Below are 12729 nucleotides of genomic sequence, written 5' to 3' on the forward strand. Positions count from 1 at the left end.
GGTGCTGCGGGACAGAATCATTGGCGCCATCTGTGAGGTGTTGTATCTCGACGCCGCGGACTTCATCGACGGTGACGAGACGGACCTCAGAGATCTCGGTCTGGATTCCGTCCGCTTTGTTCTGCTGATGAAACAGCTTGGTGTGAACCGGGAGTCCGAACTCCCCGCTCTACTGGCCAACGACGTGACCGTTGCAGCCTGGGTGCGCGTGCTGGAGAACGTCCATGGCCTCGCTTGAGTGGGGTGACCTCGAAGCGATTCCGCTGTCTCGCTCGCAACAGAACATCTACACCGGTGTCTTGCAAGACGGTGACCCGGCGCTATACCTGGTGGCTCGGACGTATCGTTTCCTGCCGGTGACTACTGAGCGTCTGCTGGAAGCGCTCAAGGCGACAGTGATGAAGAACCCGGTGCAGTTGTGTGTTCTCAAGACAGCAGCCGTCGACAGCGACTACCCGGTCCTTGTTCCGCAGCTTTCGGTCGATGACATCGTGACGGTAATCGAAGACAGTCAGTCTGTCGCCGGCTCTGGTCAGCTCGAACGAGCGTGGTCGACCGGCATCCTGGATACGCCGCTGGTTCGATATGTCGTGCGAACCGACGTCGCGGGACTGGTGTGTGGCCTTGATGCATTCACTCACCACATTCTCCTGGACGGCGGCGCAACCGGGATCGTTGAAGCCGACCTGGGGGAGTATCTCTCTGCCGGCGGTCGCGGCGAGATAATCAGTGCGCGAGACGGTCTGATGCGACTTGCGGGTGCGCATCGGCGCGAGGCGACAAAAGTGGCCGAAGCGCATGAGCGCTTGACAGCCGGAGTCCAGCGAGAGCTGTCTGAGGACGCGAGCCACGGCGGCTACGGTGATGCGGCCACGCCGGGTGCCGCCGCGCGCGGCGTCTTGTACGAATCAATGCGCATCTCAGGCTCGGCATACGATGCGCTCGTCGGGCTGTCGGATCGGGAACACGTCCCCATCAATGTGCTGGTCGCCGCCGCGGCCGTGGGCGTCGTCGCGGGTCTTCGGCAGAACACCTCAAACCTCCTCATCCATGCGACAGACAATCGCTTCGGAGATTCCGATCTCGATGTCGCCACCTGCCTGGTCAATTCGGTCGCACAGCAGGTGCGGTTTTCCCCGTTCGCCTCAATCGAGGATGTGGTGCGCAATCTAGACCGGGGCTATGTGCGGGCGGTACGGCGAAAATGGCTGCGGGAAGAGCACTACCGGCGCATGTATCTCGCTATCAACCGCACCCACCATGTCGAGGCGTTGACGCTCAACTTCCTCCCCGAGCCGTGCGCCCCTGCTCTACGTCCGCACCTGTCCGAGCCGCCGGTAACGACGGCGATCGGGCCGGTGGAGACCATGGTCGTGGCCGGCGTCCTGGACGAAGAGCAGCGGCACCTCGGAATTGCCATCTGGGACCGAGCCGATGTGCGCTCACCAGTGAAAGGCGTGGCGGCACGGATTGGCAGAGTCCTGGAACTGATGCCAAGGATGTGGCGCCAGCCGATCGCGCTGGCGGCGGGCGAATGGTTCGGTGTCGACCACGACGGCGCCTGCCGCGAAGGAGATGCGAGCACGCAGACTCGGTGCCAGCAGCGGGCACCGGCATGGTTTATGGAGAGTACGGGCGGAGTGCTTGCGCATCTGCGGCGACCGGGGATCGACGGCTGGATTGCGTGGCTGGCGAGAAACGACGTAGCTCCCGGCGACATCCTGGTGTTCACCGACGACGACACGGACAAGACCACCGACATGCTCGTCGCCTGCCACCTTGCAGGCTGCGCCTATAGCGTGTGCGACACAGAGGATGAGATTGCGCAGAGGGCGGAGTCGATCGCGGCGCACACCCATGGCTCGTCGATTCACATCGTCGATGTGGCAGGAGCGGACCGCCCAGCCGGGTGCAGCGACGACGACAGTCGACTGGCCGACCGGCGCTTGGAGGAAGTCACACATGACCCCCAGCTCGCTGGCAGGGCTGCGTACATCATGCCGACATCGGGCTCGACCGGGCAGCCGAAACTGGTTCGGGTCAGCCACCTCTCGCTAGCGGTGTTCTGCGACGCCGTACGTAATGCCTATGGATGGGGAACCGACGATACCGTCCTCCAGTGCGCGCCGTTGACATCCGACATCAGCGTCGAGGAAGTGTTCGGCGCCGCGTTGTGTGGGTCTCGCCTGGAGCGCTCGGCCGCCATGAAGGCGGGTGACTTCCGGGCCCTTGCCCGCGACGTTGGTTCTGCGCAATCTACCGTCGTGGACCTGCCAACCGCAGTGTGGCATCTGTTGTGCGATGACCCCGACGCGATGGCGGCGATCGTGCACTCGCGGCTGCGTCAAGTCATTGTTGGCGGCGAAGCAATCCGGGCCAGCGCAATCAATCGGTGGATTGAATCGACTGCATCGCAGCCGATCTCGATGATCTCGACGTACGGGCCCACCGAGACCACGGTGGTGGTTACCCATCTTCCCGTCGTGTCCTGCGATTCCACCATCGAAGGGGACGCCCACTTGCGGCTGGGCTGCCCGATGGTGCCGGGCAGCGTCTACATCGCCTTTGGTGAAGTGGTGATCGTCGGCGAGCTTGTCGCAGACGGCTATCTAGGCGTCGAGAGCCCCAGCTTCGGCACGGTAACCAACGCCGATGGCCGGCCACGTCGCGCGTTCGCCACCGGTGACCGGGTTGTCGTCGACGGCAACGGATTTCCCATTATCGCCGGCCGTCGAGACGCCGTCGTCAAGGTCGGCGGCAGACGTGTCGATACCGCCGAGATCACCAGAGAGCTGAGTGCTGTCGCCGGGGTGACCGACGTTGCGATGGAGGTGCGCAACGGGAGGCTCGGGGTCTGGTTCGAGACCCATCTGACCCGCGACGGACACGACGACACCGCGGTGGCGGCACGAATCAGGACAGTGCTTGCCGGCTTACGGGTGCCGTCGTTCTTCGTTATCCGTGTGCCGGGTATTCCGCGCAAGCCCGGTGGGAAGGTGGACAGCGACGGGTTGTGCGCCGTCCCCGAACCAGGCGATGCCGATATCAGCGAACCGGGGCTCGCCGGCCGCGCGGCCGAACTGGCCCAGATGTGGAGCCGGGAGCTCGGGCGTCCGGTACAGCCGGACTCGTCGTTGCTCGCCGAAGGAGTCGGCTCACTCGACCTCATCAGAATCCTGCCTTCCACGCGTCGATATCTCGGCCGACACGTCTCCATTCTCGACCTCATCAGCGCCGATACCGCCACCCATCTGGTCGACGATGTGCGTGCGGCCTACGGGTGGATGGATGCCGGGACCGCCGCCGAGATCGACCGCGATCTCTGGGATTTGCCGATGCGACCCGCGGTAACGGGAGTCTCGAAGCCCCTGCCATCCGAGGGAACTGGTCAGGCGCCGATTGTCGTACTGGGTGGTTCTGGAATCCTCGGCACGGGTTGTGCGGAGGCTGTGCTGGAGCGGCATCGGTCAGGTCTGGCGTGCCCCGAGGTCATCCTCGTCACCAGATCGCCACTACCCGAACGGGATCCGTGGACATCGCTTCGCAAGATAACGGCGGTGCGTGTCGAGCTCGTGCCGCCAGACTTCAGAGCAGCTGATATCGACCGTCTGCTGCGCGCCACCCGACCCCGCACCGTGGTGAATTGTGTAGGCAACACCAACGTGCTGGTCCCGTACCGCGAGCTTCGATCCGCAAACGTGGACCTGGTGTCGGCGGCCGTACGGGCTTGTGCCAGCCACCGCATCAGATACATGCATCTGTCGACCTTTGTCGTCACTGGCGAAGTAGCCGGGCCGAGGGTCACTGATCCCCGCGTCGCGCCCTATCCGTACGCCGCATCCAAGGCGATGGCCGAACTGATCGTGGCCCGCTCGGCTGCCGAACTCGACTACATGATCCTCAGGTTGCCCAGGGTGCTCGGCCAACCCGAGCAACTGGCCGCGTCGGCCGACATCCTCGTCTCCATGGTGGACGGCTGCGGCGCGATCGGGGCCTATCCGGACATCGCGCTGACGGAGGAGGTCACCACAGCCCGTGGCGCGGCCGACGCCATTATGGGTTTGGTGCCCGAGGTGAGCGGATCGGCCGAGCTGGGACGCGGAATCGTGGTGATACGCGGACAGCAGCTGCCGTACACCGGCTTCCTGAGCGAGTACGGCGGCGATCGACTGCCCGCCGCGGACTGGAAAGAGCTTCTGGACCAGAGCGACTGGGCTAGCAGAAACCCACGCAGGTGGTCGGCTGTCGACGCCTGGTACACGCTTGGTCAGCGATTGGGCACGCGCTCCTTCACCGACTATCTGTCTGAGTATCCGACCATCGACCTGGACACCCAGTCGATTGCCGAAGTCGCGACGACTCCGGAGCCGCTGCGCGAACGACTCACCGCTGAATATGCATATCGAATGGCGGCCCACGCCCCGATCAGTGAGGAATGGTAGTGACGGACTTTTCGAGGGTGGACGACGCTTCGCCGGGCACCCAACGGATCCTGCTCGATGTGACAGGGATGACCTGTGGAATGTGTTCCTCACGCATCGCGAAACGGCTCAACAAAGTCGACGGAGTGCGAGCGTCGGTCGACTTGGCGTCGGGGATTGCCATCATCGATGCGGGTCCTGGAATCAGTAGCGCCGACCTCTGTCTCGTCGTGGAAAAAGCCGGATATAGGGCTACCGAGCATGTTGGGATCGTGACCGAAGGTCTCGACCCCAGCCGACACCGTGTCCGTAGTCCGTTCCGACAGCTGGTCGACATGGTGGTGATGCTGTTCAGCTGGTTCGGAATTCGCCGGCGCTGAGGTGTCGCGATCGGTGGTTATCCTGGGTTTCCCAGGCGTGCAGGCGCTGGACCTGGCCGGGCCGCACGACGTGTTCACCGGGGCGACGATGCTGACCGACGCCGACTACCATGTCCGCCTCACCTCGGTGGGCGGCCGGCCGGTGTCCACCTCGAGCGGTCTGGCGTTCGTGGCCGAGGCCATGCCCACGCCCCGCAACATCGATACGTTGGTGTTGCCCGGCGGCGCCGGCGTCCATGCTGCCCGACGGGATCCAGCCACCATGGCGTGGATTCAGCAAGCCGCGAAGTCCTCTCGGCGTGTGGTCAGCGTATGCACCGGTGCGTTCCTGGCCGCATCGGCGGGGCTCCTCGACGGCCGCCGTGCGACGACGCACTGGGCGTTCGCCGATCAACTGGCTCGCGAATTCCCAGAGGTCACGGTCGACCCTCAGCCCATTTTCGTGCGGAGTTCCCCGACTGTGTGGACGGCAGCGGGTGTGAGCGCGGGCATCGATCTGTCGCTGGCACTGGTCGAAAAGGACTACGGCACAGAGGTTGCCCAGACAGTCGCCCGTTATCTGGTGTTATATCTACGCCGTCCCGGCGGGCAGTCGCAGTTTGCCACGCCGATCTGGATGCCGCGCGCCGGGCGCCAGTCCATCCGAGATGTGCAGGACGCTATCGAAGCAGAGCCCGGCGGCTCGCACAGCATCGCCGAGTTGGCGCGGCGTGCGGCGATGAGCTCGCGGCACTTCACTCGGGTGTTCACCGACGAGATCGGGGAGGCCCCGGGAGCCTACGTCGAACGGGTTAGGACTGAGGCCGCGCGTCGTCAGCTCGAGGAGACCGAAGACACGGTGGTCACCATCGCCCAGCGATGCGGATTCGGAACTTCGGAGACCATGCGTCGCACGTTCATTCGTCGCATCGGTGTGCCGCCCGACCACTATCGAAGAACCTTCGCGTAGCGGGGCGTGGATGTGGATCGTCGTCAGTTGACCTGGCGTTCCAGCTCTTTCCAGAATTGTTCTCGCAGTGTGCGGCGCAAGATCTTGCCGCTCGGGTTCCGAGGGATGGCATCGATGAACTCATACCTGCCCGGCAACTTGAACCGCGCGAGCCGCTGGCGCAGGAATCGCTCGAGCTCGCCGGTCTGCACTTCCTCGCCCGGCTTCGCTACAACGAATGCGTGAATGCACTCGCCCCGCCGGTCGTCGGGAGCGCCCACCACCGCGCTGTCGTGGACACCTGGATGGGCGTTGATTGCCTTCTCGACCTCCGCGGGATAGACATTCTCGCCCGCCACGATAATGAGATCCTTGACACGGTCGCGGATCACCAGAAAGCCGTCGTCGTCCAGGTATCCCGCGTCACCCGTGCGAATCCAGCCGTCGACAATCGTTTCGGCGGTAGCGACCGGATCCCCGAAGTATTCGAGCATCTGGGCCGGACTGCGCAGATACACCTCACCGGATACGCCTGCGGGCAATTCCATACCCTGCGGACCGCGGATTGCCACGCAGACACCCGGGTACGGGCGTCCGGCCGCATGAAGCCGAGCCCGGCCCGGCAGGTGTTCGCTCGGTGGAAGACACACCGCGGTGTTGCCGGTCTCGGTCAACCCGTAGATCTGTGCGAACTCACAACCAAAAGTGACGATCGCCTGCGACAGCAGATCCGGACCGATGGGAGAGCCCCCATAGGTGATCTTGCGTAACGTGGTGAAATCCGATGCAGCCAAGCCGGGTTCGGACAGCATCATCAGAAGCATTGCCGGGACGAAACAGCTGACCGTCACACCGTGGTCCCGAATTGCCGCAATGGCATCCGATGCGGTGAACCGGGGGATGACAACGCTGGGTATCCCACCGTTGAGCGCCTGTGTTGCCCACCACATTCCACCGATATGGAACGCGGGCAGGGCAATCAGACTCACATCAGATCCGGCCCAGTCGATCCAATTGAGTTCCGCGTCGTCCAGAAGCTCCCGGACGGAGTTAAAGGTTCGGTGCGCCAGCACGACACCTTTGGGTCGCCCAGTCGTGCCGCTGGTGTACATCTGGACAACCGGGGTGTCGCGATCGATAGGAAGGTCGGGCAGTTCGCCTGCGGGCGCGGAGTCGCGCCATGCGGCGAAAGCATCTGTGCCCAGTACGTTGTCCGCCCGGAGATCGGTGCGGTCGGTGACGACGATACGAGCTCGCGAATGTTCGACAATGTAGTCGACCTCGTCGGCGGCCAACCGCCAGTTGATCGGTACCAGCACGACGCCGACACGGGCACAGCCATAAAGTAATTCGTAGAACGCCACCGAATCGGTTGCGACGTGCACGACCCGGTCACCAGGACCCACACGGGCCGCCACGAGTGCGCGGGAAACCGCGATCGACCGTTCGAGAAGCTCTGCAAACGAAACCCGGGCCGAGCCCGAGATCAGGGCGACACTGTCCCCGGCGGTCTGCGCATTCCGCTCCAGAGCCGAGACCAAATCAAACCGGCGTGCGGCCATTATGAATTCGCGGGAAGGTCCACCAACACAATCTCGACGTCACCGACCGCACTCCCGACGCTGTCGTCGGAGAACTCGATGGTGGTCTGGAGTGCCAGCAGTGGCCGGGACCGTTCACGGAATTCGATGTCGGTGATGGTCAGGACCCCGCGATACGACCGGGCGTTGATCGGCCGCCGGAATCGGCTGCCCATCTTGCTGATCAGTATCGATGGCAGCTGACGTTGCCAATAGTCATCCATCGTCCACGCGCTCAACTCCGGAATCAGTTGGTCGCGAACCGATGCCGCCAGCGTGTAGTAGAAGAGCTGATTGTAGGAGATGATGAACTCGACAGCGTTGAAATGGCCGGTCTCTTCGATGTAGCAGGAGCTTTCGAAGCCCATGTCGCCGGTAGCGACGATTGCGTCTCCGCGTCGTTCCACCGTCGCCTGCTTCAGGTAGACGGTGTTCTTGCCGACGTAGGGCGTCATCGTGCGGTTGAGCAGGACGGCATCGTCGTGCAGGAAATCAGTCACATTGGCTTGTGTTGCGTGCATCATGCGGCGACCTCGGCGCCAAGGGGGTGTTCGTCGGTGACGGTGACGCGGAACGACTCGGTTGGCTCGTTGCTTGGGTTGTGCAAGGCGCGGTGGATCAACGTCCGGTTGTCCCACAGCACGAGGTCGCCAGGCTCGTAGGTCTGAACGAAGATGTTGGGGTGTTCGTAAGAGTCATCGAGTTGTCCTGACGCGCTGAGGAGTTCGTCGAGCAACTGCGAGGGTAGGGCCTTGCCCTGCGCGTCCTCGATCGCATACGTGAATGCCTCGGAGATGTAGAGAATCCGCTCTCCGGTGACAGGATGAAGGAGCACAGTCGGCCATGTCTGTGGCGGGGTGACGCGTTCGATGTCGGCCAGAACCTCGCCGATCGGACGGTAAACATCCGAGGGCCGGATCTTCACGTATCGGCGTGCGCTGTGCTTGCTGTACGTACCGGCAATCGCGTCCTTGAGTTGTGGCGACAGGCGCTCATAGGCGATGGCCATGTTGATGAATCGGGTACCGCGGGTTCCGGTCGGCAACCGCTGCGGGTAGAAGAGTGTGAACGCGAAAGGCTCGGGCATGAACTGGTAATCGGCATGCCAGAATCCACCGGTCTTGGGGACCCCCATCTGCCCTTCGGGCCGGGTGAGGTTCGAGGAGACGAAGATGAGCTCATTCTCCGGGTGGTGATACATCGGCTCGTAGTACGCAACCGGAGTTCCGAAATGTCGCCCCAATTCGACAAACGCGGCCGGTTTCAGCTCCTGGGCCTTGAGGACGACGACCTTGTTCTCGTAAATGCGCTGCCGAAGCAGCTGAATGTCGCTGTAGGTCGCCGCCGCTGGGTCGAAGTCATGCACCTCGACGCCGGCGTGCTGGCCAACTGCGGTGGTGAGTTGCATTGAGGATCCCCTTTTGCGACGGCTTGGCATGCGTTGTTCTTGGATCAGGGCAGCACGATGCGAGCGAGGTGCGGGCACCTGCACCCTCAGGTGGGCTTGTCGGTCGGCGTATAGGTCGCAGAAGAAACGCAGTTAGTTCCCGGCGATTTCCTACGGTTTGTTCCGCGGCTCCGCGGCCGTCACTTCGCGTAGGAAAAGCCAACGGCGCGATATACATTGAGCGTCGCGGCGGGACAGCCACCGTCGGGTTCGGCTCGAGAAAAGATAGGGCCCGCATGAACGCACCCACTGACAACATCCTGACGTATATGGACCAAGGCTCGTTTCTCGGGCTGCGCGCGCTGGGCCGAGGACCGGTGATCCAGTACATCTGGATCTACGAGAACGGCGTCGATCTCGACGGTCTACGCAGGTTCCACCGCAACCTGCAGCACACCCTGGTCGCTCGACTGATCGAACGTTCACCCCTGCCGTTCGGCAGGCCTCGCTGGGTGTCATACAGCGGACCGCCCAACCTCGACATCGCCGTCACGCTCCGGGGACGCGAGGAGGTGTGGGACTGGGTCGACGAACGGTCGTTCGTCGCCATCGATCCCGAACTCGGACCACCCTGGCATCTTGGGGTGCAGCCGCTCGTTGGCGGTGGTGCTGCAGTTGCACTGGCCATCTCGCACACGACCGGTGATGCCGTGGCAGGTGTCCAAGCCATTGCCGATGCCGTGAACGGCGTCCATCGTGACTTCGGCTTTCCGCCGGCCGGGAAACGTAGTCGCGGACAGGCGCTTCGGGAGGATTTGGCAGTTGCGGCCCGCTCTGCGATGAAGATCCCGGCGGCGATCACCGCGGGTGTGCGAGTCGCCCGCGAGCAGCCGGACGACCTATCAACGTCGGCTAGGGCGGCCTCGCCCGCATCTTCGGGGGGCACCGGTCAGCGAATGGTGGTCCCCAGGGTGTACGGCTGCGTCAGGGCAGACGTCTGGGACGATCGCGCCAGGGCTCTCGGTGGCACACGCAATGTTCTTTTTGCCGGCCTTTCCGCTCGGCTCGGGTATCGACTCGGCCGGCCCGACGACGACGGACGTATCGTGCTCGCGGTGCCGGTCAGTGAGCGCACTGACGGTGACACCAGGGCCAATCCTCTCAACTCTATTACCGTCCTTGCTGATCCGAGCCAGGTCACCGAAGATCTGACTGAGCTACGCTCGGCCCTCAAGCAGGCTCTGGTTCAACTTGCCGAGACTGGCAATGCATTGCTGGCGCCGCAGGCGTTGATCCCCTTCACCCCCAAGATCGTGGTCCGCCGGTTGGAAAATCTGGTTCTGAAAGTGGGTAAGCCCGTGGGTTGCACCAACCTTGGTGACCTGCCTGCCGAGGCGAACCGGCCCGACGGCACCGATGCCGACTTCTTCGGCACGCGTGGGGGCGAGGCCGGTGTCACTGCGGCGACGTTGGAGCGTTTGGGCGGGCACCTGCTGGTGTCAGCGGCATCGCTGCGCGGCAAGGTGTGGTTCAGCGTGGCGTCGTGGGAGCCTGGCAGGAGCAATACGAAAGCTGCGCTTGCGGAAGTGGTCGGCGCGGCGCTGGACGACTTCTGTCTGCCGGCGACGCTGGAATGCTAGACGCGACCGCGCCGGTACGCGTCATTCAAACGCTTGTCAGCCCGCGCGGTTGTCCCGGTTTTCGGCCTTGGGTAGATCGTGGCGGGCCCGCGCGACACGGGAGCGGATGGTGCCTACCGGGCGAAATCCGCTAATTCGCCTTCTACCGGGAACCTGAGCGTGCCACCGTGCGACTCAATCGCTGAAGGATCTTGGGACGGGGAGGAGGCGATCGAGATATGGCGAGGTTGAAACGTCTAGGCGAGCTCGAACGCGCGGTGATGGACCACTTGTGGGACATCGGCGGGCCGCAGACCGTGCGTCAGGTTCGCGATGGCCTCTGCACCCAGCGCGAACTGGCCTACACCACGGTGATGACCGTTCTGCACCGACTTGCATACAAGGATCTGGTCATTCAAATCCGCGAGGACCGCGCCTACCAGTACATGCCCACCCACAACCGTGACGAGTTGGTGGCCGGTCTGATGGTCGACGTGCTGGACCAGGTCACCGACCGGGGTGGCCGGCGAGCGGCACTCATGCAATTCGTCGAGCGAGTCGGAGTCGACGAGGCAAATGCGTTGCGCCACGCGCTCGCTGAGGTCGGCGATGACTCAATGGGTCACGATATCCGTCACCGCCATCGTGTACCTGGGGAACGCCGTTATGTCGAGTCGCACGAATTCCTGAGCGGCCGGTGACCGAAGCCTTACCGATCGTAATATGCCAGAGGTCAGGGCTTAGGCTGCAGATCCGTCCGTCGGATAAAGATGTCCTCGGCGGCGGCCTCGGGTTGCGGTGTCAGGCAACACAATATGGTCGGTCACCATGTCGGCGTCCGATTGTGGTTCGGGCTCGGTCGGGCCTGTGCTCCGCCAGAACAGCAAGGCCAATGCGGTGCCGGCCAACACCGGAGCGTGGCTGAGGATGCGCGTAAGCGTTACCGCGCCCGCGGTCGCGTCCTTGATGACGTACGCGGCGAAAATGACGGTGAACACGGCCAACACCCCAGCCAGGCCCGGCGCCATGACCGGCCGCAGCGCGGCGATGACCATCACCAGGCCCAGTGCGGCCGACCATGCCGTCGATTCGTTCACCAGATGCCCGCTCATCATGCCGTGGTCGGCAGGCATTCCAACGTCACCACCAAGCCCTTGCCTAGCAGCCGAAGCGATTTGGACCACGCCGACACACGCCAACCCCCAGCGTTTCCACGTTGTCGGCGCCCAACGCCGATGCGATCTCGGTGCCGGTGATCGGTCTGGTGCTGCCGCTACGGAGGACACCTGCGACCTCATGGCGAGCTGGCGTAACCGTTGCCTCTGCTCGACTACTCGCGAATACCACTCGCGGCAATCAGCGCAGGATTCCACGTGTTCCTGGACGCGGCGGGTCGGGACGTGCTGCCGCTCATCGTCGATCCGGGCTGACAACGCTTCGCGGGCGACGGCACAGTCCAAGTCCACACAGCAATAGTCGCTCATGGCGAGCATGTTGTTCCACAATGCCGGGATTCGGTTGACCGAATACTAGATCGGTGGGGCCGGGTCGTACTGGATGAAGCGGCGGATTTCGCGCGCGCGCTCGACGCCGGCCAGCCGCGCCACCAAGTGCAAGGCCATGTCAATCCCTGCCGACACACCCGAGGCAGTAATGATGTCGCCGTCATCAACGAAGCGGTCTTCTCGCCGGACATCGATAGTCGGATCGAACGTGGTCAACCAGTCCAGCGAGGCCCAATGCGTGGTTGCAGGGCGGTGCGAGAGCAGCCCAGCGACGGCATAAATCAGAGAGCCCGTGCACACACTCGTCATCAGCGGTACGGCGTCCCGCTGGCGACGGACCCACTCCAGCCAAGCGTCGTCCTGCAACAGCGGGCGCACGCCCTGTCCACCCGGATGTAAAAGCACCTCTAGTGAAGGCGCGGCATCCAAGGAATGGTGAGCCTCCACCGTTAAACCCCTGGCACACCGCACCAAACCACCTGAGCGGGACAGACAAGACACAGCGAAGCCATCATCGGGAAAGTGCTGAACCCACGTCGACAACACCTCCCAGGGGCCAATCGCGTCGAGCTCTTCCACCCCGTCGAACAACACGATCCCGATGGTCTTGGTCATGTGCACAATTCCTTTACTCGGGGCCGGCAGCCAATCCTATTGGCAGCCGCTGTCAACCCCGGACGGTGTCGAGCATCGTGACGGTGGCGACCGTGTCGGAGACGTCTTCAATCAGGCTGTCGACGCTGCTTTTTCGGTCTATCAAAGCGGTACCGTGTGAGATTGTGGGGAAGTTGAGCTAGGCCGGGCCCGCCGTTACACAGCCAGTTGGTGATGTCGGTGGTCGCGGCTTCGTCGAGGACGAAACCGAGCCATGTGGGCCGCCCTCCGTGTCGATGCCCATTTCTGGATGGG

The 12729-nt window shown here is 63.4% G+C and carries 11 protein-coding genes; 6 read left to right on the forward strand and 5 right to left on the reverse strand.

Annotated features, from left to right (window positions below; all coding sequences use genetic code 11):
- The first annotated feature begins 4 nt into the window (after positions 1 to 4).
- The 4 genes from G6N38_RS19185 to G6N38_RS19200 are packed head-to-tail and all read left to right on the forward strand — an operon-like array spanning position 5 to position 5750.
- Positions 5 to 238 carry an acyl carrier protein gene (locus tag G6N38_RS19185; protein ID WP_163752116.1) on the forward strand — a complete coding sequence of 78 codons (234 nt, stop codon included), beginning with the start codon at positions 5 to 7 and terminating at the stop codon, positions 236 to 238.
- The gene (locus G6N38_RS19190; RefSeq protein WP_163749654.1) at positions 225 to 4442 is read left to right on the forward strand and encodes an AMP-binding protein; all 4218 of its coding nucleotides are present in this window, start codon (positions 225 to 227) and stop codon (positions 4440 to 4442) included. The genes G6N38_RS19185 and G6N38_RS19190 overlap by 14 nt, the downstream gene beginning before the upstream one ends.
- Positions 4442 to 4801, forward strand: coding sequence for a heavy-metal-associated domain-containing protein (locus G6N38_RS19195; protein ID WP_246227306.1), 360 nt, complete (start codon positions 4442 to 4444; stop codon positions 4799 to 4801). The genes G6N38_RS19190 and G6N38_RS19195 overlap by 1 nt, the downstream gene beginning before the upstream one ends.
- A gap of 1 nt (position 4802) precedes the next feature.
- On the forward strand, positions 4803 to 5750 hold the full coding sequence (locus G6N38_RS19200; RefSeq protein ID WP_163749656.1) for a GlxA family transcriptional regulator: 948 nt from the start codon (positions 4803 to 4805) through the stop codon (positions 5748 to 5750).
- 23 nt (positions 5751 to 5773) lie between these two features.
- Here the strand turns inward: G6N38_RS19200 and G6N38_RS19205 are convergent, their stop codons facing one another.
- The 3 genes from G6N38_RS19205 to scoE are packed head-to-tail and all read right to left on the reverse strand — an operon-like array spanning position 5774 to position 8717.
- Positions 5774 to 7291 (reverse strand): AMP-binding protein, encoded by a 1518-nt coding sequence (locus G6N38_RS19205; RefSeq protein WP_163749657.1) that lies wholly within the window; start codon positions 7289 to 7291, stop codon positions 5774 to 5776.
- The gene (locus G6N38_RS19210) at positions 7291 to 7833 is read right to left on the reverse strand and encodes an FcoT family thioesterase (protein WP_163749658.1); all 543 of its coding nucleotides are present in this window, start codon (positions 7831 to 7833) and stop codon (positions 7291 to 7293) included. The genes G6N38_RS19205 and G6N38_RS19210 overlap by 1 nt, the downstream gene beginning before the upstream one ends.
- On the reverse strand, positions 7830 to 8717 hold the full coding sequence (gene scoE / locus G6N38_RS19215) for a (3R)-3-[(carboxymethyl)amino]fatty acid oxygenase/decarboxylase (protein WP_163749659.1): 888 nt from the start codon (positions 8715 to 8717) through the stop codon (positions 7830 to 7832). The genes G6N38_RS19210 and scoE overlap by 4 nt, the downstream gene beginning before the upstream one ends.
- Before the next feature lie 275 nt (positions 8718 to 8992).
- On the opposite strand from scoE, the gene G6N38_RS19220 reads away from it, so the two are divergent.
- Both G6N38_RS19220 and G6N38_RS19230 read left to right on the forward strand, forming a co-directional pair.
- The gene (locus G6N38_RS19220; protein ID WP_163749660.1) at positions 8993 to 10336 is read left to right on the forward strand and encodes a hypothetical protein; all 1344 of its coding nucleotides are present in this window, start codon (positions 8993 to 8995) and stop codon (positions 10334 to 10336) included.
- A gap of 218 nt (positions 10337 to 10554) precedes the next feature.
- Positions 10555 to 11016: a BlaI/MecI/CopY family transcriptional regulator gene (locus G6N38_RS19230; RefSeq protein ID WP_163749661.1), complete on the forward strand. Its 462-nt coding sequence runs from the start codon at positions 10555 to 10557 to the stop codon at positions 11014 to 11016.
- 39 nt (positions 11017 to 11055) lie between these two features.
- Here G6N38_RS19230 and G6N38_RS19235 read toward each other — a convergent pair whose 3' ends face one another.
- Together G6N38_RS19235 and G6N38_RS19240 are read right to left on the reverse strand one after the other, a co-directional pair.
- Entirely contained in the window at positions 11056 to 11808 is a 753-nt protein-coding gene (locus G6N38_RS19235; RefSeq protein WP_322790537.1) for a DUF2275 domain-containing protein, read from the reverse strand.
- Between the two features lie 36 nt (positions 11809 to 11844).
- Positions 11845 to 12435: a DJ-1/PfpI family protein gene (locus G6N38_RS19240; protein WP_163749662.1), complete on the reverse strand. Its 591-nt coding sequence runs from the start codon at positions 12433 to 12435 to the stop codon at positions 11845 to 11847.
- Between the last annotated feature and the right edge of the window lie 294 nt (positions 12436 to 12729).

The organism is Mycolicibacterium helvum (genome assembly GCF_010731895.1).
In the GTDB taxonomy this organism is placed as follows: domain Bacteria; phylum Actinomycetota; class Actinomycetes; order Mycobacteriales; family Mycobacteriaceae; genus Mycobacterium; species Mycobacterium helvum.